We start from the raw sequence: 23,101 nt of genomic DNA, 5'->3' as shown, positions 1-23,101 counted from the left end.
ATGGCCGACAACAACGCCGTCCCTACCCACCAATCGCTGCTCGAATTCCCTGAGGTCTATCTGCGCGCGATCGCGCTGTCGTGGGAGAACGAGGAATTCAAGCGGGATCTGCTCGCCGATCCGCTCGATGCGCTCGAACGCTATCTCGACTATCGCTGCCCGTGGATCCTGAATCTCAAGGTCGCCGAAGTCCCGGCGAGCGAGCCTCATTATGGCTGGGATGCCAAACGGCAGCGCTGGAATCTGCCCGCCAACACGTTGAGCGTCGGCATTCCGAAGCAGCCCGCGAACCTCGCCGAAGAAGGCATCGCGCTCGCCGCATACAACGACGCCGGGCCCGCCTATCTCTTCACCTGCTGCTGAGCCGTTCATACGGCGGCCTGCGGCGCGGCCCGGCGCATCGCGCGCGCGGGCCGCGCCGCGCATGTCAATCGCGGTATCCCTTACGGGGGGACGATGCTCGACGACTTCTCGCGCGTGCTGCGTTTCAAGCCGCATCTGCTGGTGCGCGACGCCGGTTCCGGCGCGTTGTATGTGGTGGACGAATTCAGGCGCTCGGTGTTGCCGGGCGACGTGTTTCCCGCGCTCGCCGCGTGCATGCGCGAGCGCCTGACGATCGCGCAGACGTTCGCGGCGCTCGCCGCGCGGTTTTCTCAATGGGAGGTGCTCGCCGCGCTCGATCACCTCGTGCGGCGCGGCTACGTGCGCGCCGACGCGCCCGGCGAGCGCGATGCCGCCATCGGCTTCTATGAGCGCACGGGCGTCGACGGCGATGCGGCGTGCGAGCTCGCATCGCGGCTCTCGGTCGCCGTCGAGGCGTTCGGCGTGGACCCGCGCGCGCAGCTCGACGCATTCGCCGCGTGCGGCATCGGCGTCGCGCCCGACGCGCCGCTGACGGTCGCGCTCGCGGACAGCTACGAGCGCGCCGAATTGGTCGAGGCCGCCGAACGCGCGGCGGCGCGCGGCGGCGCGCTGCTCGTCGCCGTTCCCGATCGCGTGGAGCCGCTGCTGGGGCCGTTGCTCGGTGCGCCCGCGGCACCGGCACCGGCGCGGGCGGCGGACGCCGATGCCGGCGCCGATGCGCCGCCCTGCATCGAATGCGTGCGCTACTGGACCGCGCTGAACCACCCGGTCGAGACGCTGCTCGCGCGCCTGCACGGCAGCGACGCGGCGCGCCTGCCGGGCGCGCATAGCCGCGCAAGCGCCGCCGCCGTCGCGGCCGTCGTCGCGTCGTTCGTCGAGCAGATCGCAGTGAATGCGCAGCGCCGCCGCCATGCGGGCGCGCACATCGTGTCGCTGCGCGTCGATACGCTTGCCACCGCCGCGCATCGCGTCGTGAGGCGGCCGCAGTGTCCGCGTTGCGGCAAGGCGGGATGGATGCGCGAGCAGGCCGAGCGCCCGGTGGCGCTTGCATCGGCGGATGCGGGCGCGCGCCGCGAAGGCGGCTATCGGACGCTCGCCGCCGCGGAGCTCTTCAAACGCTACGGACATCTGATTTCTCCGGTGAGCGGCCCGATCGCGTATCTGCATCCGATGCCCGGGCGCAACGCCGGCATGCGGCACGTCTATGTGGCGGGCTACCTGGTGTGCCCGCCGAGCGCGCCGCGCGAGAACCGTTTCGACAAGCTGTGCTCGGGCAAGGGCGCGAGCGACGCACAGGCGCGCGCAAGCGCGCTCGCCGAGGCGCTCGAACGCTTCAGCGGCGTGTATCAGGGCGACGAAGCGACGCTGCGCGGCAGCCTCGCGGAGCTTTCCGCGCACGCGCCGCCGGGCGGCGGGCCGATCGACGTCAACGCGCTGCAGCAATACAGCGATCGCCAGTTCGAGCGGCGCGAGCGCCACAACGCGACGACCGACGACCCGCGCAAGCAGGTGCCGCGGCGCTTCGCGCGCGACAGCGTGATCGACTGGACGCCCGCCTGGTCGATCGCGACGGGCGCGCGGCGGCTCGTGCCGCTTGCGTACTGCTATGCGGAAACGCCCGCGGCGAGCGGCACCGCGTATTGCATACACAACCCGAACGGCTGCGCGGCGGGCGCGTGCATCGAGGAGGCGATCCTGCAGGGCCTGCTCGAACTCGTCGAGCGCGATGCGGTCGCGATCTGGTGGTACAACATGCTGCGCCGGCCGGCCGTCGACATCGAAAGCTTCGGCGATCCGTACTTCGACGCGCTCGTCGCCGACTATGCATCGCTCGGCTGGCGCTTGTGGGCGCTCGACATCACGCACGACCTGCGCATTCCGGTGTTCGTCGCGCTGGCGCGAGAAACGGCGACAGGGCGCTACTCGATCGGCTTCGGCTGTCATCTTGACAGCCGGATCGCGTTACAGCGCGCGCTCACCGAAGTGAATCAACTGCTCGACGTCGGCGCGTCGGCGCCGCCGCCCTGGGATGTCGACAAGCTGCCGGGCGACGCCTTCCTTCATCCCGATCCCGCGTTGCCGCCGACGCGTGCGCCGTCGCGGGCGTCGCACGGCGCCAGCGATCTGAAGGGCGACATCGAGGATTGCGTCGCGCGCTTGTCCGCGGCGGGCATCGATACGCTCGTCGTCGACAAGACGCGGCCCGACATCGGCCTGCCGGTCGTGCAGGTGATCGCGCCCGGCCTGTGCCACTTCTGGCCGCGCTTCGGCGCGCAGCGGCTGTATTCGGTGCCCGTCGCCGAGCGTTGGTGCGAGCGGCCGCGCGACGAGGATGAACTCAACCGCTCGCTGCTGTTCCTGTAGCGCGGGCCCGCCGCCGTGCTTGCGCGCGCCGCGCGAGGGCGCTTCACGCGGCGCTGCCCGACGAAGGCAGGCGGATCGTCGACTGGATCGATCCGGGTTATCGGAGCTGAATGCGGATGCGGCGATTGTTCTGATCAAAATCGTTCGCCGGATTGACTTCAAATATCAGGAATCAATTGATCCGGAGCGCCTGCATTCGGAATCGAAATTTGATGATTTGTGTTTTGAATTTCGATTTCGCTCGATTATGAACAGGCATGGGCAAGGACTAACCCGACGCTTCATTTTCATTCGATACATGCCGGAACGGCAAGCCTGAAACGCTTAGTCGTGAAAGGCGCGCGCCACGTAGGGCGGGCATCGATCCGAAATGAATTGCGTCATCCAGCCCACACACTCGCATCACGATGTCGTGGATGATCGAATCAGGTTGAATCGGCGCAAATCGGAATCGATTTGGCATCGGAATTTCGAATCGATTAATCGAATGCGCGCTCGAAATGTTCGCGGCTTATCGCTTTCGGTGATGCATCGATGGCTTCCGTCCCCAGTCGACTGTCTTGCGGACCGAGCGCGCGGTGCGTCCGGCCCGTGCGCTCGGCCGTCGCGATCGCGCTGGCGGCGGCCCTGCTCGGCGCGGCGCTGCTGTCCGCCGGGTTGCACGGCATCGCGCGCAGCCGCGCGCCGGTCGCGATCCCGACGAGCATCGGCGCGCGCTTGACAGGTTGCGCGTTCATTGCCGAGGGCGTCGGCGAGGCATCCGCCGAAGCCGCGCGCGGCGACGTGCCGCCGGACTTCGATGCGATCGAGCGCGTGTTCGGCCCGATCGGCATGCGCGAACGGCGCGCGCACGACGCGACGTGCACGGCGGATGCAAGCGTGGCGGACGCGCCGCACACTGCGCAGAACACCACGCCGCGACCGTCCGAAGCGGGCGCCGCGGCGGTCCCACAATCGCAATCGTACCTGGACATGATCGATTCGACGTTTCGCGAACCGGCAGCCATCGTGCTTGCTTTGAGCCTGCTCGGCATGATCGCGCTCGCGCTGCTGCCCGTGTTCCGGATCAGGCGGCTCGCGCTTCGCCTCGGCGAAGCGGAGGGCGCGCTCGCGATGAGCGAAGCGCGAGCGCGCGCGGCGCTCGTCGCGGTCGGCGACGGCGTGATCTTCACCGGCCGGGCAGGGCGCGTCGAATGCCTGAATCCGGCGGCGGAGCGGCTGATCGGCATGCTCGCCGACGATTGCCGCGGCCGCCCGCTCGTGTCGGCGCTGCGGCTGTCGCGCACATGCGGCGATGCGGCCGGCTCGGCCGGTTCGTCAGGCGCGTCCGATTCGTTCGATTCGTTCGATGCATCCGGCTCGGCCGCATCGGCCGACGCGCCGCTCGGCGGTCTCGAGGACGGCGGCAGTTGCGACGCGACGCTGTACCGCGCCGACGGCGGCGCGATCGCCGTGCGCGCGACCGCGTCGTCGATCGCGCCGCCGTCCGGGCGAGCGCCGCGCGCGTGCGGCAGCGGCCGCGTGCTCGTGCTGAAGAGCCTCGCGACCGAGCACGATCTCGTGCGCCGCCTCGCGTGGCAGACGACGCACGATCCGCTCACCGGTCTGCCGAATCGCGCCGAGTTCGAACGCCACGTCGCTTTCGCGCGCGCGGCAAACGTGCGCAGGCCGGTCGCGCTGCTGTTCGTCGATCTCGATTGCTTCCGGATCGTCAACGACACGTGCGGCTATGCTGCGGGCGACGCGATGCTCGCCGCGCTCGCCGCGCGCCTCGTGTCGTGCGCGGCGTCGGCCGACGTCGTCGCGCGGCTCGGCGGCGACGAATTCTGCGTGCTGCTCGACGCGGGTGACGAAGCATCGGCCGTGTGCGCGGCGGAGCACCTGCGCGCGAGCGTCGACGGCTTCGTGTTCGTCTGGGACGGTCAGCCGTTCTCGGTGACGGCGAGCGTCGGCGTCGCGCTGCTCGGCGCGCCGGACCGCGCGCCGCGCGTCGAGGATGCGGTGCGTCTCGCCGGCATCGCGTGCGACGTCGCGAAGGCGCGCGGACGCAACCGCGTGCAACTGGCCGATCCGCACGATCGCGCGCTCGCGCACCACATCAGCGACGTGTCGTGGTGCGCGCGCGTGAGGCAGGCGCTCGAATACGACGATTTCTGCCTGTACGTGCAGCCGATCATCGATACCGCGACACAGGGCGCGAGCAGCCTGCCACGCGCGAACCGGGGCGAGCTGCTGCTGCGGATGGGCTCGCTCGGCGAGCGCGAAGGCGTTGCGCCGCCCGGCCTTTTCATTCGCGCGGCCGAGCGCTACGGGCTCGTGACGGATATCGACCGCTGGGTCGTGCGCACGGTGCTCGACGCGCTCGCGCGCACGCGCAGCCGGCGCTTCAGCGAATACGCGATCAATCTTTCGGGGATCTCGATCGGCGACGAGCGTTTCCTCGATTACGTGCTCGAACAGTTCGCGCGGACGCGCGTCGCGCCCGCGCTGATCTGTTTCGAGATCACCGAGACGGCCGCGATAGCGAACCTGGCCGGCGCGCTGCGCTTCATGCACGAACTGAGGGCGCTCGGCTGCCGGTTCGCGCTCGACGATTTCGGCTCCGGGATGGCGTCGCTCAGCTATCTGAGGCAACTGCCCGTCGAGTACCTGAAGATCGATGGCAGCTTCGTGACGGGCATCGCGAACGACGCCGCGAGACTCGACATCGTCGCGTCGATCAACGACATCGGGCATGCGATGAATTGCAAGACGATTGCAGAGTACGTCGACAGCGCGGCGACGCTGCGCAAGCTCGCCGCGCTCGGCGTCGATTATGCGCAGGGCTATTACATCGGGCGGCCCGTGCCGTGGCGCGAGGCGGCGCGTTCGTAGCGCCGCGCTCGGAGGCGCGAGCGGTTATCGTGCGCTGGTTGTAGATTGCCGCTTGCCGATTGCCAGCCGACAGCCGTCACCCGCGGGACGCGGGACGCGGCGCAGGCCGCGCGAAGATCGACACGCGCTTGCGATACAGTACGTATGCGAGCGTCGCGGCAACCGCGGTCTCCGCGATCAGCACGGCGGCCGCCGCGCCCTGCTCGGCGAAGAACTTCGCGAGCAGCGGCAGCAGCGCGACGTTCAGCACGCCGGATGAAATCAGCACGCGGCTGAATGCGCTCTTCATGCCGAGCGGCAGCATCGTCTGCACGCCGAACAGGTCGGTCATGCCGGCCATGAACGGAATGAACGCCATGCAGCGCAGCACGCCGACGGTCGGCTCATAGGTCGGGCCGTACAGGATGTGCACGGCGAGCGGCGCGAGCGCGAAGATCGCGAGCGAGATCGCGAGCACCAGGGCGCCCTGCACGACGAGCAGCTTGCGCAGGAACGACATCGCGTCCTCGCGCGCGTGATGCATCAGATAGCTGACGTGCGGATATGCGGCCGCCTTCAGCGGCTGCAGCAGGCTGATCGCCGAGCGGATCAGCTTGTCGCCCGCGGCGAAGTAGCCCGCCGCGACGTTGCCCGACACGAAGCCGAGCAGCACGGTGTTCGTCGACGCATAGAACGCGACCGACGTCGACGCGAGAAACACCTGCCATCCGCCCTTGAGCGACGCGGCGACGTCGGCCGCGCCGATGCGCACGAACGCCACTTCGCGCCGCGCGATCAGATAGCCGAACACGAGCGCACCGCACACGAGCGGCACGGCCGCGTTGATCGCGACCGCGTCGATCAGGTCGGCGGGCGAGCGCACGAACAGATACATCGCCGGCACGCTGAGCGCGCGGCACGCGAACAGCGTGACGCTGTAGATGCGCAGCTTCTGGATGCCCTGGAAATACCAGCCGGGCGTGAGCGCGGCGCCCACCGTCATGCCGAAGCCGATCACGAGCAGCGTGCGGTCAATCGCGAACCGGCCGATCGCGAACGTGAGCGCGAGCAGGATCGCGAAGCCGGCCACCGTGATCGCGGCCTGCGCGGCGAAGGTCGCCCAGAAGATCTTCGAGCGCGCGGCGAGATCGTCGTGCGCGAGCGCGACGCGCGGCGTCGCGGTCAGATCGAAACTGTAGTTCGTGAAATTGATGAAGTACGTGATGACGGCGAGCACGAACGACAACTGCCCGTATGCCTCGGGGCCGAGCACGCGCGTGAGGAGCGGCAGCGTGACGAGCGGCACGACATAGGTCGAGATCTGCAGCGTCATCAGCAGCAGGAAGTTCTTGCGGACGGTCGTCATGCGTGGCCTTCGCGTCGCATGGGCGACATCGTGCCGCGCGCGCTCGTGCCGCGCGCGGCGAGGTGAACCGGATCGATCAATCGCATTGCGGCGCGAGTTCCCGTGCTTCGTCGGCGCTCAGTTGCAGCAGCGCGGCCAGGCGTTCGGCGTAATGCTGCCGCGTGTAGAGCGACCAGTCGTAACGGCGCCGCGGGTCGCGCAGATGCGCGCGCAACGCGTCGAGCGCGTGTGCGAGGCTCGCGTCGTTGCGCGCGTAGCGGATCTTGTTGCCGATCTCGTCGCCGAAGCTCGACAGGCTGCCGACGTCGTGGACGAGCACGGGCAGCCCGATCATCGCCGCCTCGACGATCACGAGCGGCGCGTTTTCCGCCCACACCGACGGCAGCACGAGCGCATCGTGCTCGCGCAGCGCGACGAAGAGCCGCGCGTGATCGAGCCGGCCGGCGAAGCGCAACCGGCCGGCCGCGATCAGATCCGCGTACTTGTGCTCGAGCATCGCGCGCTGAGCGCCGTCGCCGTACACGGTCACGCTCGCGATGCGCTCGAAGCGCGACGCGCTCGCGAGTTCGAGAAATTCGTCGAGACCCTTTTCCGGATCGATGCGGCCGACGAACGCGAGATCGAGCCGCTCGCGGTCCGCGCATTTCGGCTCGCGCGGCGCGAGCGCGGTGCTGACCGGGTTGTGCAGCAGCGCGGTGCGCGCGATGCCGCGCTGCGCGAGCGCGTCGCGCATGTACGGGCTTGGGCAGAGCAGCAGATCGAACGCGTCGGCGGGCTGCACGAGCGCGTCGATCGCGTGCCAGTGCAGCTTCTTGATCGCGTCGTGCAGCGCGCCGCGCGGGCTCGATCGCTCGAAGAGCCGAGCGCCGCGCGCGAGCGCGTCGAGCGGTAGCGGCGTCGCGCGGCCGCGCGGGTAGGTCAGCAGGTTCGGGTTGTAGAAGACGAGATGGTAGTCGTGGCACGTGAGGTACGCGCGGCAGCCCGTGCGCCGCTTGTAGCGCGCGATCGCCGGCACGACGGAAGGCGACAGCAGGTTGTGATAGTTGTGCACGAGCACGCGCTGCGGCGCCTCGCGTTCGAGCGCGGCCGCGAGCGCGCGCGCGGCGGGCGCATTCCACGCGCGCGCCGCGCCGCTCGCGGCCCCTTCGAACGCGCGCTCGTCGAACGTCGCGACTTCGACGCCCGGCTGCGCGCGCAGGACGTCGACCGATGTCCGGTAGACCTCTTCGGCGCCGCCCTTGCGGGCGAAATCGTTGATGACGAGTACTTTCATGCGAAACGGCGCGGGCGGGTCCGCCCGCGCTTTTCAGTGCTCGCCGAGCGCGCGCGCGGGCTCGGCGGATGGCGCGAGCCCGGCCTCGGCCGGCTTCGCCGCATCGGGCGCGGGTTGCGCGCTCGCGCGGCCGTAACGGTCGTCGAAGCGAACGATGTCGTCTTCGCCGAGATAGTCGCCCGATTGAACCTCGATGATCTCGAGCGCAATCTTGCCCGGGTTCTCCAGGCGGTGAACCGCGCCGACCGCGATGTACGTCGATTCGTTCTCGCTCAGCAGGAACGTCTCGTCGCCGCGCGTGACCTTCGCGGTGCCGCGCACGACGATCCAGTGCTCGGCGCGGTGATAGTGCATCTGCAGCGACAACTGCTTGCCCGGATCGACGACGATCCGCTTCACCTGGAAGCGCTCGCCGCGATCGATCGAATCGTAGTAGCCCCACGGGCGCTGCACCTTGCGGTGATCGCGCACCTGATCGTGCTGGCCGGACTTCAGGCGCGCGACGACGGTCTTCACGTCCTGCACGCGATGCTTGTTCGCGACGAGCACGGCATCCGGCGTCTCGACGACGACCACGTCCTTGAGCCCGACGCACGCGACGAGCCGGCCTTCGGAGCGCGCGAAGCTGTCTTCGGTGCCTTCGAACAGCACGTCGCCGCGCGCGACGTTGCCCGCTTCGTCCTTCGGCAGCAGTTCCCAGATCGCATCCCACGAGCCGACGTCGGACCAGCCGGCCGCGAGCGGCACGATCACGCCCGGGATGCCGAGCGAGCGCGCGCCCGTCAGGCGCTCCATCACCGCGTAGTCGATCGAATCGGACGGGCACCCGGCGAATGCCGCCGCATCCGCCCTGAAGAACGCTCCGTCGTTCGCGCCGTTGCGCCACGCCGCTTCGCAGGCCGCGTGCATGTCCGGCTGCAGCGCGCGGATCGCCGCGAGCCACGTCGATGCGCGCACGACGAAGATGCCGCTGTTCCACCAGTAGTCGCCGGATTGCAGGTATTGCTGCGCGAGTTCCTGGTGCGGTTTCTCGACGAAGCTGTCGATCGCGTGGCCGCCTTCGGCACCGTTCGAGTCCGCAAGCGGCGCGCCGACCTTGATGTAGCCGTAGCCCGTTTCCGCGCGGCGCGGCAGCACGCCGAGCGTGACGATCGCGCCGTCCTGCGCGTAGCGCGCCGCCTGCGCGACCGTGTCCTGGAACGCGCGCGCATCGGACACCGCATGATCGGCGGGCATCGCCGCGAGCACGGGGTCGTCGTGATGCGCGAGCGCTTCGAGCGCGGCGAGCGTGAGCGCGGGCGCCGTGTTGCGTGCGTCCGGCTCAAGCAGGATGCGCGCGTTCAGGCCGCGCGCGCTCACTTGCGCGGCGCTCGTGAAGCGATGCTGCTCGCCGCAGACGAGCAGCAGCGTGTCGGCGAGCTCGGCGTTCGCGATGCCCGTGAGGCGGCGCGCGGTTGCGGACAGCGGCGATTCGTCGGCGATCAGGTCGATCAGTTGTTTCGGATGGTGCTCACGCGACAGCGGCCAGAGGCGTGTGCCGGAGCCGCCCGCGAGAATCACGGGCAGGATGCGCGGCAACGCGTCGCGCGGCGCGGTGGAAGTGGGGTTCGTGGCGAGATCGGTCATCGGTTCATTCCGGAATCGGCCGGCAGCCGGCCGGCGAACGCGTAGCGCTCGCCTTCGGTGGTGGATTCGGCATCGGCCTGGCGCGCCTTGCGCGCCGCGGTCGCGGCGACGGCGCTCGCATTCGGCGCGGTGCCGACGAGATCGAGCAGATTGCGCACGGCCTCCGACGGGCTGCTCGCCGCGCGCAGCATGCCGACGTAAGGCGCGCCATGCTCGAGATACGGCCCGTCGACCTTGCGGAAACCGAAGCGGTTGTAGAAGCCTTCGTGTTGGGCGGGCGCCTGCACGCGCACCGGCGCATCCGGCCAGCGCGCGTGCGCGGCCGCCAGCACGTGCTCGATCAGCGCGTCGATCGTGCGATCGTCGCGATGCGCGGCGCTCGTCAGGATCTTGTCGATCGTCGTTTCGGGGTCGATGTCGTCACCGGGCAGCAGGCGCGCGTATGCGGCGATCGACGGCTGCTCGCCGCGCTTGTCGGCGGCGAACACGTGGATCGCGAATTCGTCCTTGCCGTCGATGTCGAGATGCGTGTGCGCATCCTCGACGACGAGGACTGCGTTGCGTGCGCGAAGGATCATGTAAAGCTCGTTCGAACTCAGATGCCTGAATTCGCAGCATGTCCAGTCCATGATGGAGATTCCTCGTTTCTGGGCCGCGTGCCGCGTCGTGCGGCGCGGGTTTGGTGCGCCGCGACATGAGAGATGTTTCCGATGCGGCCTATGATCGCAAAGATACGAGCGGACCCTGGGCCGTTCTGTTCGAAAGCGTACCGTGCGCGTGACGAGCGAAGCGCGGCGTGCGGCGCGCCGCCGATGTGTGCGGCGCACACGAGCCGCGGCGTCGATCCTTGCGTAATGTGCGCTCGCGCACATAGGGCGTGCGTGCTTGTTCGGATAATGGCCGCGATGCGATGACGACGCGCCACCGTGCCACTCGCGACGCTCGCTGACGACGCAACCCGCGTTCGATCCGACGCGCCCAAGCGCACATCGAAAGGACTTTCTGTTTGAAGGTAGCAATCGTTCACGACTGGCTGGTGGTGTATGGCGGCGCGGAGCGTGTGCTCGCGCAGATGATCGACTGCTTTCCGCAGGCCGACATCTACAGCCTCGTCGATTTTCTCGACGACCGCTCGTGCCTGCGCGGCCGGCCGGTGCATACGTCGTTCATCCAGACATTGCCGTTCGCGCGCAGCAAATACCGCAGCTATCTGCCGCTTTTCCCGTTCGCGATCGAGCAGTTCGATCTGTCCGGCTACGACCTGATCCTGTCGAGCTCGTATGCGGTGGCGAAGGGCGTGCTGAACGGCCCGGACCAGTTGCACGCGAGCTACGTGCATTCGCCCGTGCGTTACGCGTGGGATCTGCAGCATCAATACCTGAACGAGGCGGGGCTCGCGCGCGGCGTGAAGTCGGCGCTCGCGCGCACGCTGCTGCACTACATTCGCAACTGGGATGCGCGCTCCGCGAACGGGGTCGATCTGCTCGCGGCGAATTCGCGCTTCGTCGCGCGACGCATTCGCAAGACGTATCGGCGCGACGCGACGGTCATCTATCCGCCCGTCGACGTCGATCATCTCGCGCTGCGCGACACGAAGGACGACTTCTACCTGACGGCGTCGCGCCTCGTGCCGTACAAGCGGATCGACCTGATCGTCGAGGCGTTTTCGCACATGCCGTCGCGCCGGCTCATCGTGATCGGCGACGGGCCGGAGGCGGCGAAGATCCGCTCGCTCGCGGGCCCGAACGTCACGCTGCTCGGCTACCAGCCGTTCGACGTGCTGCACGACCATCTGCAGCGCGCGAAAGCGTTCGTGTTCGCCGCGGAAGAGGATTTCGGCATCTCGCCCGTCGAAGCGCAGGCGTGCGGCACGCCCGTGATCGCGTACGGCAAGGGCGGCGTCTGCGAATCGGTGCGTGCGACGGGCGCGGCGCCGACGGGCCTCTTCTATGCGAAGCAGACATGCGGCGCGCTGATCGATGCGATCGACCGGTTCGAGGCGATGCCGGCGGGCACGTTCGATCCGCATGCGTGCCGCGCGAACGCGGAGCGGTTCAGCGCGGCGCGGTTCCGCTCGGCGTTCTCGCGCTTCGTGCTCGAGGGCTACGCCGCGTTGCAGGCGGAACTGGGCGAGACGATGCGGGACGCGCCGCTCGAATCGCGCGTCGCGGCGGGCGACGCGCCCGCCGAACGCGATGCGACGACGGTGCCGCACGGCGCTTCCCGGAACGAAACGCTCGCGCGCATCTGAGCGCGGGCGTCTCTTCGATCTGACGTGATGCGATTACTCTTTCTGCTGACCAATTTCGGCGATCCGATTCTCACCGCGCCGCTCGCCTTCGCGGTGTTGAGCTGGCTCGCGGCGACCGGCCGCCGTCGCGCCGCGCTCGCCTGGGCGTTCGGCTTCGCTTGCGCGGTGGGCGTGGTCGCGATGACGAAATTCGTCTACGCGGGCTGGGGAATCGGCATCGCCGCCTGGCGCTTCACCGGCGTGAGCGGGCACACGATGCTCGGCGCGGCGGTGTATCCGCTCGTTGCGGCGATCTGCGTGCGCGATGCGCATGTGCGGCGCGCGATCGCGGCGGGGCTCGCGTTCGCGCTCGCGATCGGCATGTCACGCGTGCTGCTCGGCTTTCATTCGTGGTCCGAGATCGTGACCGGCTGGCTGCTCGGCGCGGCTGTCGCGGTGTCGACGGCGAGATGTCTGCGCGGCATCTGCGGCGTGCAGGCGGGCAGCGCGCATGCGGCTCGGAATGTTCCGATGTCGCGGCGTGAGTACGGCATCGGCATCGCGCATCCGCGTGCAAGTGCAAGTGCCGTTGCTGCGCGGCGCGCGGCGCGCGTTTCGCGATCGACTATCATGTTCGCTGCGGTGGCCTGCACGATCGCCGTGTCGTGCTACGGGCGCAGCGCGCCCGTGAGCGCGTGGATCTCGCATGCGGCGCCGAAGGTCGCTGAATGGAGCCGCGTCTGGCGCGACGATGCGCGCTGACCCCGAGGGCCTCGTTCAAGCGATGTAGACGAACCGCGTCTTGGACGCTGACGCAAGCATTCGACGAGTTCGACCCGACGAATCGCACACGCGTCTTATCTCAATAATGCCGGGCAGGAAACGGCCGGTCTGGAGGATTTGTTTCATTCATACACAAACATTACGGCGCGGCTGCGCGACAATGACTAAACAGGGTGAAAATGTCCAATACGAACCGTGGCGGTTGCCCAATAAATGGTCAACGATGGTCAAATCACGGGCGGGAATTCGATGGCAAAAGAGCGTGAATGGTAGAGTGACTTCGACAGTCCGCTTCTTGAGCGCGACGCAGTAAGCGCAGTAAAGCCATCCTGAGAGAGCGAGGTGAAAAAGATCGCGCGGCGTGCCGCGCAATCCGACCGGACGAGTTCAACGAGCCCGGCGACGCGGGCGATTCGACGCGTGTCGCGGCTGTCGGAGCGGACCTTGCGCCGCTTGTCCGAGGCTGCTTGCCGATCTCGCGGCGCGCCGCATGTGCAGAAACGCGGCCGATACGATACGTCGCCGCTTTCTTTGCGAAATCTAACCTTCAATCAGAGACCAGCGAGGCATCTCACGTGCGCTCCCGAACGATACGAGCGGGCGCGTCCCGGCATCGTGTACGGGCGGGGCGCGACACCCTCCCATCTCGCGCTGCATTGCCGGTAGGCAGACGATCGTCGGCTTTCGCCCATACACGAATTCGTCGAGTCACACAGTCAGTTCATGATCGGAGGCGCCAATGACGACTAGCGCGATCATCGGAGGTCTCTCCCGGGGATCTATCCGACAGCGACCATTGATTTACTGGACGCATCAGCCATCGACGCTGCTGCGCAAGGAGCTCGCGCGCCGCGAGTGGAAGATCTCCGTCGTCACGAACGCGAACCAGGTGCGCATGACGGCGGGCGAGGTTACGGGCGGCATTCTCGATCTGAGCGCCGTGTCGATCGACGAGATGAACGCGGTCGCGGCCGTCTGTGCGTCGCTGCGCAACGTCGCGTGGGTCGCGCTCGTCGAAGCGCATCAGGCGAGCGCGCCGGACGTGCGCACGCTGCTGCGCGATTACTGCTTCGACTACATCACGCTGCCTGCGTCGCATCAGCGGATCGCGGACGCGGTCGGCCATGCGTACGGGATGGAGTGCCTGTTCGCGCCGAGCACGGCGCCCATCGCGTCCGCCGATCAGGGGATGATCGGCACCTGCGACGCGATGCTGCAACTGTTCGACGCGGTGCGCCGGATCGCGCGCACCGACGCGCCCGTGCTCGTGTCGGGCGAGACGGGCACCGGCAAGGAGCTCACGGCGGCCGCGATCCATCAGCATTCCGCGCGCCGCGCGGGCCCGTTCGTCGCGGTGAACTGCGGCGCGATTCCGCCGCATTTGCTGCAATCCGAACTGTTCGGCTACGAGCGCGGCGCGTTCACCGGCGCGACCACGCGCAAGATCGGCCATGTCGAATCGGCCAACGGCGGCACGCTGCTGCTCGACGAGATCGGCGATCTGCCGCTCGAAAGCCAGGCGAGCCTGCTGCGCTTCCTGCAGGAGCGCACGATCCATCGGCTGGGCGGCAGCGAGCCGGTGCCCGTCGACGTGCGCATCGTGTCGGCAACCCACGTCGATCTGCGCGGCGCGATGACCGAAGGGCGCTTTCGCGCGGACCTGTATCACCGGCTGTGCGTGCTGCGCGTCGATCAGCCGCCGCTGCGCGCGCGGGGCAAGGACATCGAACTGCTCGCGCGGCACATGCTCGAGCGCTTTCGCGCCGACGCGCGGCACCGCGTGCGCGGCTTCTCGACCGATGCGATCTCGGCGCTCTACAAGCACGACTGGCCGGGCAACGTGCGCGAGCTCATCAATCGCGTGCGCCGCGCGCTCGTGATGGCGGAAGGGCGGCTCGTCACCGCGCACGATCTCGAGCTCGACCATTGCACCGAGGTCGCGCCGCTGTCAGTGGCCGCGATTCGCAAATCGATCGAGCGGGAAGTAATCGAGCTCGCGCTGCTGCGCAATCGCGGGCGCCTCGCGGGCACCGCGCGCGAGCTCGGCATCTCGCGCGCGACGCTGTATCGATGGATGCAGGCATACGGCATCGAGCGTCCGCGCAGCGCTGCAACGTCCACCAATTGAAACGCCGGCGCGTCGCGGCGAAAGCGGCGCGCGAGCGTGGGCGCGAGCGTCGCCGTCAGGGCGACGCGGCCGCATCGGCGGAGGCCGCGTGCGCCGCGCCGCGCCGCGCGCTGGCCGGCCGCTGCCGCGGCTGCGGGCCGCGCGTCCGGTCGTTCCATTCCGTCAACGTATCGATACAGAGCCCGATGATCATGTCGGCCGCCGACGCGCCGTACACCGAATGATCGAGCAGGCGGATCATCGTGACGCTCACGAGCGGCGAACGCCTGAACGCGCGGCGCGGCGAGCCGAAGTAGCGGCTCAGCTCGTCGACGCCGGGATCGAACTCGCCGTAGACGAGCATCGTGTGGACGTTCCGGTCGGTGAGCGTCCTGACGAGGCCGCGCGGCGTATCGGGTTTCGGACGGCGGCCGAACCGCTCCGCGAGGCGTGCGGCCGGCTCGCTCAGGCGCGACGTCAGATGGCGGCGCAGCGCGCCCAGCACCGGGCGCAGGTCGCGGCCTTCGCGCAGCAGGCGGCGCCATTTGTTCCAGTCGCGCATCGACGCGAGATAGCCGCGCGCGGAGTTCGTCTGCTGCTTGCGGGCTTCGGCGATGGTGAGCCCGTGCGGCCAGATGAAGCGCGGCAGGTTGACCGCGATCACGCCCGCGGCCACATGCGCGTGCGCGGCCGCGTGCAGCGCGGCGAACGCGCCCGAGCACACGCCGAACGCGACGACCGGCCGCCGGCAGTGTGCGCCGAGCCAGTCGGCGGCCGCGGCGACGTCCGCGATCGCGCGATCGGAATACAGCACGTCGGCCTGATCGTCGGGCGCACGCGCGCCGCTGTCGCCGATGCCTTCGATGTCGATTCGCAGCGATGCGATGCCGCGCTGCGCGAGCGTGCGCGCGAGCCGCACGCCGATGCGGCCGTCCGCGCTGCGCGGATTGGCCGCGGTGTTCGCGATCAGCAGGCACGGCGTGCCGGCGCGCGCGGGCACGACGGGCTCGCACAGCGTGCCGACGAGCCGCTTCGCGCCGACGTGGACGAGCGTTTCGGTGATGCCGTCGAATGCGAACACGATCGGCGGCGCGGCTTCCGGCGCACGTGCGGCGGCCGCGTGCGCGCCGCGATCGACCGCGATCGGCTCCGGCGTTGCCGCCCGCTCGCGATGGCCGATCCAGCGCACGACCGATTCGAGCGCCGCGAGCGGCACGCGCGAGCGCGCGCCTTCCTGCAACGCGTTCGGCCATTCCGGGAACGGCTCGATGTTCGTCGGCACGCCGCGCGCGACGAGCGCATCGCGCAGCGCGGGACTGTCGCCGTAGCCGGTGTCGACGAGCAGCGCGGCGCGCGGCGGTGCGGCCGTCGTCGCGGCCGCATCGCTCAGATCGACGTGCTTCAGATCGGCGACGAAATCGGCCGGGTAGCGATGGCCGAGGATGTTCAGCCACGGCTCCTCGTGGTGCTGCTCGCGAATCGCGGGCGGCGTCGTGTCGAGCCAGCGCTTCTGCACGACCGACAGCTCGCGCAGATAGGCGCGCCCGCGCACGACGGGCGCGAGCGCGACGAAGGCGTCGACCTCGGGCGCGTCTTCGCCCGCGAGCGCGAGCATCGCGAACGCGGCGCCCGCGCGCAGGCCGACGAGCGTGACGTCGTCGAGCGGCGCGTGCTCGCGCAGCACCGCAAGCGCGCGGCGCACGCTCGCGACGCTCGCGGGCAGCCGCCCCGGCGCGAGATCGTCGCCCGCCGAATCGCCAGTGCACGGGTAATGAAAGCGCAGCACCCACATGCCTTCGCCGGCGAGGCGCTCGGCGAGCGCGCGGACCACCTTGTGCGTCCACAGCGACTCGTGTCCGAGCGCCTCGCAGATCACGGCGCCGCGTCGCGTGCGCCCTTCATGCAGCCATCCTAAGCAATCGTCGAATCGAACTGGTCTCAATTTTCTATCCTTGGGCGAATGGTCTTGTTGGAATTGAGTGCGCGCACCTCGATCGCGGGCGGCGCGGGGCGAAGCGCGGACGCGTCGGGCAGGCTGTTGTCGGAAGCGGGGGAATGAGGGTCGGCGGCGAGCTCGATCCGCGCGGCGGCACCCGGCGCGAGATGAAACCAGTCGATGTCGGGCAGGAGGCCCGGCGCGCATACGTGCACGTAGCGCGCGAACGTGCGCGTTTGCACGTCGACGTGCCAGCGGCCGTCTCGGTACGCGGCGCTCGCTTCGAGGCCGATGTCGCCGCGCTCGAACACGGTCGGCGCGGTGCGCTCGGGGAAGTGGAACGCCTGCGACAGCAGTGCGCCGTCGGCCGCGTATAGCGATGCGATCACGACGTCATGCTCGCGCGGGCCGAAGCGGTACGCATACGTGAAATCGAAGAATCGGCCGAGCAGGTCGGCGGAATTCACGCATTCGCCCGCGTGGGCGCCGATGCGTAACGTGCGACTCGCGCGCGCGATCGGCGTCTTGCCTTCGCGCAATGCGACGAGCTCGATGCGGGCGTCGAGCGGCGCCGGCGCGTCGTTGAGCACGTGCACGTCGAGGCCGTTGAGCCCCTCGTCGGTCAGCAGGATCTGCCGCGGCCGGGATACGCGCCGGAACGCATGCCATGCGGATTTCGGCCGGCCGTGCGCGTCGACGAGGCCCCAGCCCGCGCCCGGCATCACGTCCTGGAACTGCCAGACGAGCGCGCCCGCGCACGACGAGCCGACGCGCCGCCATTCGGAGAGCGTCTCTGCGACGAGATCGGCGACGATCGCGCGCGACAGCGTCAGATAGCGGGCGGGATCGGAGCTGCGCAGACGCACGGGCTCGACGCCGTACAGCGTGCGCAGGTAGTGATCGCGCACGTCGTCGAAATCCCAGGGTGCGCCCGGATCGCGCGGCACCGCGCGTTTCCAGGCCGGATCGTGCGCGGCGGGCGAGCCGATCGACGCGAGCGTCGCATCGCACGGCACGTTCGCGAACGCCAGGCACTCGCTCGCGAAGCGCACGCCGGCGCGGCGTGCGTCCTCGGGCGGCCGCAGATACGCGCCGACGCCGTAGTAATGCGTCAGACCTTCGCGCGGCGCGAACGGCAGCACGCCGCCGTGCGGCGAATCGCTGACGTAGACCGCATCGGGCCGATGCGCGGCGCACAGTTCGGCGAGCCATTGCTCGGTGGCGGGCACGCGGCGCTCGTCGGGCGCGAGCCCGACCATCGCCGCCTGCTGCGCGATCTCGCTGCCGCCGCACAGCACGGCGATCGACGGGCGCGCCGCGTGCCGGCGGAGGAACTGCTCGGCCTCGCGCGTGAGCGCTTCGGCGAAGCGCGGGTCGTCCGACGGGTAGTCGAAGTTCGCGAGCATGAAGTCCTGCCACACGAGCAGGCCCAGCTCGTCGCAGAGCGCATGGAACGCGTCGGCTTCGTAGGTCATCGTGCCGCCGACGCGGATCATGTTGCAGCCCGCGTCGCGCGCGAGCGAAAGCGCGCGGCGGTAGGCGGCTGGATCGGCGTGCAGGCCGACCGGGTCGGCGCTCGTCCAGCACGCGCCGCGCGCGAAGAACGGCGTGCCGTTGATCGACAGCGCGAAGCCCCGGCCGTCGTCGCCGCGCTCGACGGCGAGCGTGCGAAAGCCCGTTTTCCCGAGCGGAATCGTCGCGCCGCCGATTTCGACGCCGACGTCGTACAACGCGGGCTCGCCGTGCGTATGGGGCCACCACGGCGTGACGTTTGGAATCCTGAGCGTTGCGCGCGCGTTGCGCGGGCCGGTTGCTTCGAGCGCGGCCGCGTATGCGCCGCAGACGAGCCGCGCGCGCGTCGTTCCCGGAAGCGGCGCGGCGAATTCGAGCGTCGCGTCGAGCACGCCGTCGCGGCCGTCGAGCGTCGCGCGCAGCGTGTCGCGCACGATCGTCGGCGCGCCGGCCGGATTCACGATGTCGATCGGGCGCCACGGACCGATCGGCTCGATCGCCGGAAACCAGCCCGGCATCCGGCCGAGGAACGTCGCGCGCACGCCGCGCAGCGCGGGCGCATCGACGAGGCGCGTGCGCCAGCGCGCGCGGCCGCGCGGCGGGTGCGCGGCGAGATGGCGGTCGAGCGAGCGAAAGCAGATCGCGAGACGGTTCGCACCGCCGAGCGTCACGGCGACATCGTGCGCGACGTACATGTTGTCCGAGCAGAGCAGCAGCGTGTCGTCGAGCCAGACCTCGGCGATCGTCGCGAGGCCGTTCAGGCGAACGATGCGCGGCCCGGCGCCGTGCAGCGTCGTTCGATACCAGTAGTCGCTGTCGCCGAGCGGATACGGATGCGCGGGATCGAAGCGTCGAGCGGCGGCGAGCGCCTGCGCGACGGTGCCGGGTACGCTCGCGGCGCACCAGCCGGCTTCGCCGAGCTCGCTCGGTCGCGCGATCGCGCCGGCGGGCGTCGCGATCAACGTCCATTGGGCGGCGCCGCGCGCCATGCGATCCGGCGCGGATTTCATCGGACCGCGGTGACGGGCCTCGGCGGCACGTACAGCGTGCCGAACGGCGGATTCGGCTCGGCCCTGCCGGGCGGCGCGATTCGCGCGACACCGTCGACGAGCGACGCGTATGCGCGCTCGAGGATGTCGAGACTGCTTTCGCCGCGCTCCTCCTTGCCGCGTGCGCTCGCGCGCGCGAGGCGGAATTCGAGCACCATCGATTCGGAGGCGATCGTGTCGCATGCGGCGACGAGCATGTCGATCGGGCCGCCGCAGCCGCTCGCTTCGAGCCAGCGCAGATAGCGGCCGAACAGCTCGAAGTTCGCGCCGAGCTGGCGCAGCGTGTTGAACGAATACGCGTGGAAGTACGAGATCGGTTGCGACGCGATCGTCTTCGCGTCGCGCGCGAGCTGCTCGCGGAACGCGGCGATCGGATTCGACGCCGGCCGGCGCTTCAGATGGCGCGCGAGCAGCGCGAGCGACGCGTCGCACAGCTCGCGCTCTTCGAGCGGCTTGAACTGCCGCTTCGCGCGTTCGACATACGGCACGAGGTGAGCCGGCCCATGCTTGCCGAACAGGCCGTCGTAATCGATGCCTTCGGCGAGGTAGTAGCCGCTGTTGTGGAAGTAGCCGACGCGGCGGCGTTCGCGATCGATCGCGTCGATGCCGATCGTCGTCTTCGTGTGCTCGGCCTGGTAGCTGTTGCCGCGCGTGTCGGGCAGATACCATGCGTCGACTTCGACGAGCATCAGGTTGCCGCGCGCGACCTGGTGCTCGACGTGCACGTCGGCCGGCTCGAAGATCGCGTGTTCCTGCACGACGATCCCGTACAGCGTCTCGATATCCTCGAACGGAAACTTGAAGAACGAGAACTGGTCGCCCTCGAAGTCGAGCGTGATCGTAAACGGCAGCGCCGCATACGGATTGAATCCCCACCAGCCGAGCACCTCGATCCACAGATCGACGTAGCAGTTCGTCTGCTTCCAGACCATCTGCGGCCCGTGCAGCGCGTGCGGACGGTAGTGCCGCACGCGATGCCGGATGTCGGTGAAGATTTCTTCGAGCGACGCGCCGTTTGCCGGCGCGTCGAGCAGGGCGCTGCTCATCGATGTCCCCACAGTACGTCGCGCACCGCCTGCGGCCATGCATGCGGATCGAGGCCGTGATGCCTGAAGAGGCCGAGCGTCAGGCGCTCAAGGCCGAAGCCGACGCAGCCCGTGTGCGCGACCGCGGCATCCGCGGTCTTGATGCCCCACAGCAGGCCGAAGTGGTCCATGTGGTAATTGAAGCTCAGGCATGCGGTCAGGCGGCCGTCGTATTCGATCGGAATCAGGAGCTCGAACTTCAGGTTCTGGTCGCGCTGGCTGCTCGCGACGATCTTGCCGCCGCGGCCGAAGAACGGATCGTTCGCGAGGTCGATGCTGTTCGGCAACCGCAGCGAGTCGATCATCCGCGTGCCGCGCTCGATCCAGTCCTGGCGGAACGCGAGAATCTGCTCGGGCGTGCCGATCCGGATGTACTCGCGCATCCTGAACAACTGCATGCGCGTCGGATCGAGCGACGGCTCGTGCCGGAAGCAGTACGAGAACGCGTCGACGATCCGGCCGTCCGCGGGCAGCGCGCCGCGCTGCGCGACGACCGGATAGACGGGATAGCAGGCGGCGGGCGTCATCACGACGTAGGTCGGCTTCTGGCTCTCGGTCCAGTCGTCGCCGCGGTCGAGGCATTGCAGCACGCGCTGATGATCGTGCTCGTTGCCGCAGAAGCTGTGCACGGTGCCCGCGAGCTGAGGGAAGCTCTTCAGATATTCGCTGCGCTCGAATTCGGGGCGGCTCATCGCAGGCGGAAAGCGCAGCACTTCCGCATGATGGTCGGCGCCGAGGCGCGTGATGTAGGCATCGAGCGCGTCGACGACGCGCTCGAACTTCTCGCTGCGGCCGAACAGGCCCTGGATGCCCGTCGAGATCAGCAGCCCCGCTTCGACGAGCTCGTCGCGCAGCTTGTTCACGCCGTCGCGATCGATGGGCGCGTGGGCCGCGTCGGCCGCGCGCACGGAAGGATGGGTCATGTCGTTCAAATCTCTCTCTCAAGCGTGGCGGGACGCAGCGCGAGCAGCAGGTTGGCCGTGTTCGCCTCGATGCGGTCGTTGCTGATCATGAGCGGCGCCGAATGCAGGTCGCGAATGTGGCGGCCGAGCGTGTACGGCGTGCCGTTCCTGTACGACGCCATCCCGCAGATCATCGCCGCGTGCCTGACCACGTCGAGCGCGGTCGTCGACACATAGGTCTTCAGCGTGTTGATCTCTGCCGCCTGCGCCATCGTCGCGGTCCACGAGCGCGACGCGCTGTGCTCGTGCAGACGCAGCGCGCCGTCGATGCGCGCCTGCATCGCCTGCAGCAGCGCGAGCGCATCCGCGATCCGGCGGCCGGACGGCGGCAGCGCGCCACCTTGCTTTTGCATCTGCGCGCGGAAGAACTGGTGTGCGCGAAGGAACGCGTCGTTCGCGATGCCGGTCCACACGGCGGCCCACAGAATGTGCGACGTCGGCACCATGGTCCGCTCGGCGATTTGCGCGAACGGCACCGGGAAGATCTGCTCGCAATAGCCGCGCGCGTCGAGCGCGAAGCCTTCGCTGCAGGTGCCGCGCATGCCGAACGTGTCCCAGCCGTTGCGGCGCGTGAGCGTCGCATTTTCCTTCAGCAGCGTGACGAGCACCTGCTCGGCGGCGGGAGCTTCGCGATCGCGCCGTGCGGTCACGAGGATCGCGTCGGCTTGCGCGCCGTACGAGATCGTCGGCGCGAGCTTCGCGAGCGTGAACATGTCGCCGTCCGCTTCGATTGCGCAGCGGCTGTTGCGCAGATTGCCGCCGACGTCCTCTTCGGACGTCGCGGACGCGAGCAGCCATTCGCGCTCGACGAGCTGCTCGGCGAAGCGGCGATGCCAGTCGCTCGACAGCGCGTGATCGACGATGCTCGCCACTTGCGTCTGGTGCATCGCATAGATCATTGCGGCGGACGAGCACGCCTGGCCGATGATCCGGCATGCGGCGGCCACGGCCGCGAGCGACGCGCCGCGGCCGCCCAGCTCGGCCGGCACGAGCGCGCCGAGCAGGCGCTCCTCGCGCATCGCATCGACCGCTTCGGTCGGAAAGCGCGCGTCACGGTCGACCGCGTCGGCGAAGCGCGCGGCGACCTGCGCGACGCGGCGCGCGGCTTCGTTCAACGCGTGATCGTCGGCGAGCACGGATTCGACGGCGGCAACGTGCGCGTTGCCGGTTTCGGCATCGAAGCGCTTCATGCGGATTGCTCGGCACACTGCAGTTGCGTGACGGCCCCGGCGAGCGAGTCGATGCTCTGGAATAGCTGACGGTTCAGCATTTCGTCCGGAATTTCGATGTTGAAGTGCTTTTCGATGGCGAGCATCAGTTGGATCGTGTTCAGCGAAGACAGACCTGCTTCGTACAGATCGTCGCTGTCCGCGATGTGATCGATCGACGCTTCGAGATGCGCGACGTCCTTGATGATTGTTCTCAATTCGTTTTTCATCTGGCGGCTCCGGCTTGGATGAGGGTCCCCGTACCTGCGGGCGAGACACAAGACGCCCGCGTGGCGTATAGCGTCTAGTAGACCATCGGGCATGCGCGGGTTCTGTTCGGCACCTAACCGACGATGTCGCGTGCCGCGCGCAAGCGCCACGCCG

Annotated in this window: 16 protein-coding genes and 1 pseudogene; 6 read left to right on the top strand and 11 right to left on the bottom strand. The window is 69.0% G+C overall.

Going from position 1 to position 23,101, the window contains the following annotated elements; genetic code table 11:
- The 3 genes and pseudogenes from WT16_RS06010 to WT16_RS06000 form a co-directional block, all read left to right on the top strand.
- Positions 1-363: a BMA_0021/BMA_0022 family TOMM bacteriocin gene (locus WT16_RS06010; protein ID WP_006024523.1), complete on the top strand. Its 363-nt coding sequence runs from the start codon at positions 1-3 to the stop codon at positions 361-363.
- 93 nt (positions 364-456) lie between these two features.
- Complete coding sequence (locus WT16_RS06005; protein WP_063532894.1) at positions 457-2,727, top strand: TOMM precursor leader peptide-binding protein; 2,271 nt, start codon at positions 457-459, stop codon at positions 2,725-2,727.
- A 591-nt stretch (positions 2,728-3,318) separates the two neighbouring features.
- Positions 3,319-5,598: pseudogene (locus tag WT16_RS06000) on the top strand (EAL domain-containing protein); the annotation flags it as partial.
- A gap of 79 nt (positions 5,599-5,677) precedes the next feature.
- Here the strand turns inward: WT16_RS06000 and WT16_RS05995 are convergent.
- The 5 genes from WT16_RS05995 to WT16_RS30390 all read right to left on the bottom strand — a co-directional run bounded on the left by WT16_RS05995 (position 5,678) and on the right by WT16_RS30390 (position 10,833).
- Positions 5,678-6,946, bottom strand: coding sequence for a flippase (locus WT16_RS05995; protein WP_006024526.1), 1,269 nt, complete (start codon positions 6,944-6,946; stop codon positions 5,678-5,680).
- A 76-nt stretch (positions 6,947-7,022) separates the two neighbouring features.
- Positions 7,023-8,219, bottom strand: coding sequence for a glycosyltransferase family 4 protein (locus WT16_RS05990; protein WP_063532892.1), 1,197 nt, complete (start codon positions 8,217-8,219; stop codon positions 7,023-7,025).
- Positions 8,220-8,252: 33 nt separating this feature from the next.
- Positions 8,253-9,845 carry a mannose-1-phosphate guanylyltransferase/mannose-6-phosphate isomerase gene (locus tag WT16_RS05985; protein ID WP_015600697.1) on the bottom strand — a complete coding sequence of 531 codons (1,593 nt, stop codon included), beginning with the start codon at positions 9,843-9,845 and terminating at the stop codon, positions 8,253-8,255.
- Positions 9,842-10,474, bottom strand: coding sequence for a drug:proton antiporter (locus tag WT16_RS05980; RefSeq protein WP_009911218.1), 633 nt, complete (start codon positions 10,472-10,474; stop codon positions 9,842-9,844). Before WT16_RS05980 ends, WT16_RS05985 begins: the two co-directional genes overlap by 4 nt.
- Positions 10,441-10,833: a hypothetical protein gene (locus tag WT16_RS30390; protein ID WP_197486457.1), complete on the bottom strand. Its 393-nt coding sequence runs from the start codon at positions 10,831-10,833 to the stop codon at positions 10,441-10,443. Before WT16_RS30390 ends, WT16_RS05980 begins: the two co-directional genes overlap by 34 nt.
- Positions 10,834-10,851: 18 nt before the next feature.
- Here WT16_RS30390 and WT16_RS05975 point away from each other — a divergent pair, with 18 nt between their 5' ends.
- From WT16_RS05975 to WT16_RS05965, 3 genes are all read left to right on the top strand, one after another.
- Positions 10,852-12,096 (top strand): glycosyltransferase family 4 protein, encoded by a 1,245-nt coding sequence (locus WT16_RS05975; RefSeq protein WP_059932576.1) that lies wholly within the window; start codon positions 10,852-10,854, stop codon positions 12,094-12,096.
- Positions 12,097-12,123: 27 nt separating this feature from the next.
- Complete coding sequence (locus WT16_RS05970; RefSeq protein WP_063532891.1) at positions 12,124-12,837, top strand: phosphatase PAP2 family protein; 714 nt, start codon at positions 12,124-12,126, stop codon at positions 12,835-12,837.
- Positions 12,838-13,597: 760 nt separating this feature from the next.
- Entirely contained in the window at positions 13,598-14,986 is a 1,389-nt protein-coding gene (locus tag WT16_RS05965; RefSeq protein ID WP_009911221.1) for a sigma-54 dependent transcriptional regulator, read from the top strand.
- Positions 14,987-15,041: 55 nt separating this feature from the next.
- Here the strand turns inward: WT16_RS05965 and WT16_RS05960 are convergent, their stop codons facing one another.
- The 6 genes from WT16_RS05960 to WT16_RS05935 are packed head-to-tail and all read right to left on the bottom strand — an operon-like array spanning position 15,042 to position 22,947.
- Entirely contained in the window at positions 15,042-16,907 is a 1,866-nt protein-coding gene (locus WT16_RS05960; RefSeq protein ID WP_063532890.1) for an alpha/beta hydrolase, read from the bottom strand.
- Positions 16,904-19,423: a glycoside hydrolase family 2 protein gene (locus tag WT16_RS05955; RefSeq protein WP_063532889.1), complete on the bottom strand. Its 2,520-nt coding sequence runs from the start codon at positions 19,421-19,423 to the stop codon at positions 16,904-16,906. Before WT16_RS05955 ends, WT16_RS05960 begins: the two co-directional genes overlap by 4 nt.
- Positions 19,420-20,508, bottom strand: a complete 1,089-nt coding sequence (locus tag WT16_RS05950; protein WP_063532888.1) for a DUF1839 family protein — start codon at positions 20,506-20,508, stop codon at positions 19,420-19,422. The genes WT16_RS05955 and WT16_RS05950 overlap by 4 nt, the downstream gene beginning before the upstream one ends.
- Positions 20,505-21,479 carry an amino acid--[acyl-carrier-protein] ligase gene (locus WT16_RS05945; RefSeq protein ID WP_082874712.1) on the bottom strand — a complete coding sequence of 325 codons (975 nt, stop codon included), beginning with the start codon at positions 21,477-21,479 and terminating at the stop codon, positions 20,505-20,507. The genes WT16_RS05950 and WT16_RS05945 overlap by 4 nt, the downstream gene beginning before the upstream one ends.
- Positions 21,476-22,699, bottom strand: coding sequence for an acyl-CoA dehydrogenase family protein (locus tag WT16_RS05940; RefSeq protein WP_006024537.1), 1,224 nt, complete (start codon positions 22,697-22,699; stop codon positions 21,476-21,478). The genes WT16_RS05945 and WT16_RS05940 overlap by 4 nt, the downstream gene beginning before the upstream one ends.
- Positions 22,696-22,947 (bottom strand): acyl carrier protein, encoded by a 252-nt coding sequence (locus WT16_RS05935; RefSeq protein WP_006024538.1) that lies wholly within the window; start codon positions 22,945-22,947, stop codon positions 22,696-22,698. The genes WT16_RS05940 and WT16_RS05935 overlap by 4 nt, the downstream gene beginning before the upstream one ends.
- Positions 22,948-23,101: the final 154 nt, after the last annotated feature.

This window comes from Burkholderia sp. MSMB1589WGS (assembly GCF_001636105.1).
GTDB classification, from domain to species: Bacteria; Pseudomonadota; Gammaproteobacteria; order Burkholderiales; family Burkholderiaceae; genus Burkholderia; species Burkholderia humptydooensis.
Note: the sequence above shows the minus strand (reverse complement) of the source record. Positions and strands in the feature narration are given on the sequence as shown.

Bases quoted from the DNA above. Each gene is read 5' to 3' on its own strand.
- WT16_RS06010 (WP_006024523.1), top strand. From the start codon at position 1: ATGGCCGACAACAACGCCGTCCCTACCCACCAATCGCTGCTCGAATTC.
- WT16_RS06005 (WP_063532894.1), top strand. From the start codon at position 457: ATGCTCGACGACTTCTCGCGCGTGCTGCGTTTCAAGCCGCATCTGCTG.
- WT16_RS05995 (WP_006024526.1), bottom strand. From the start codon at position 6,946: ATGACGACCGTCCGCAAGAACTTCCTGCTGCTGATGACGCTGCAGATC.
- WT16_RS05990 (WP_063532892.1), bottom strand. From the start codon at position 8,219: ATGAAAGTACTCGTCATCAACGATTTCGCCCGCAAGGGCGGCGCCGAA.
- WT16_RS05985 (WP_015600697.1), bottom strand. From the start codon at position 9,845: ATGACCGATCTCGCCACGAACCCCACTTCCACCGCGCCGCGCGACGCG.
- WT16_RS05980 (WP_009911218.1), bottom strand. From the start codon at position 10,474: ATGGACTGGACATGCTGCGAATTCAGGCATCTGAGTTCGAACGAGCTT.
- WT16_RS05970 (WP_063532891.1), top strand. From the start codon at position 12,124: ATGCGATTACTCTTTCTGCTGACCAATTTCGGCGATCCGATTCTCACC.
- WT16_RS05965 (WP_009911221.1), top strand. From the start codon at position 13,598: ATGACGACTAGCGCGATCATCGGAGGTCTCTCCCGGGGATCTATCCGA.
- WT16_RS05955 (WP_063532889.1), bottom strand. From the start codon at position 19,423: ATGAAATCCGCGCCGGATCGCATGGCGCGCGGCGCCGCCCAATGGACG.
- WT16_RS05950 (WP_063532888.1), bottom strand. From the start codon at position 20,508: ATGAGCAGCGCCCTGCTCGACGCGCCGGCAAACGGCGCGTCGCTCGAA.
- WT16_RS05940 (WP_006024537.1), bottom strand. From the start codon at position 22,699: ATGAAGCGCTTCGATGCCGAAACCGGCAACGCGCACGTTGCCGCCGTC.
- WT16_RS05935 (WP_006024538.1), bottom strand. From the start codon at position 22,947: ATGAAAAACGAATTGAGAACAATCATCAAGGACGTCGCGCATCTCGAA.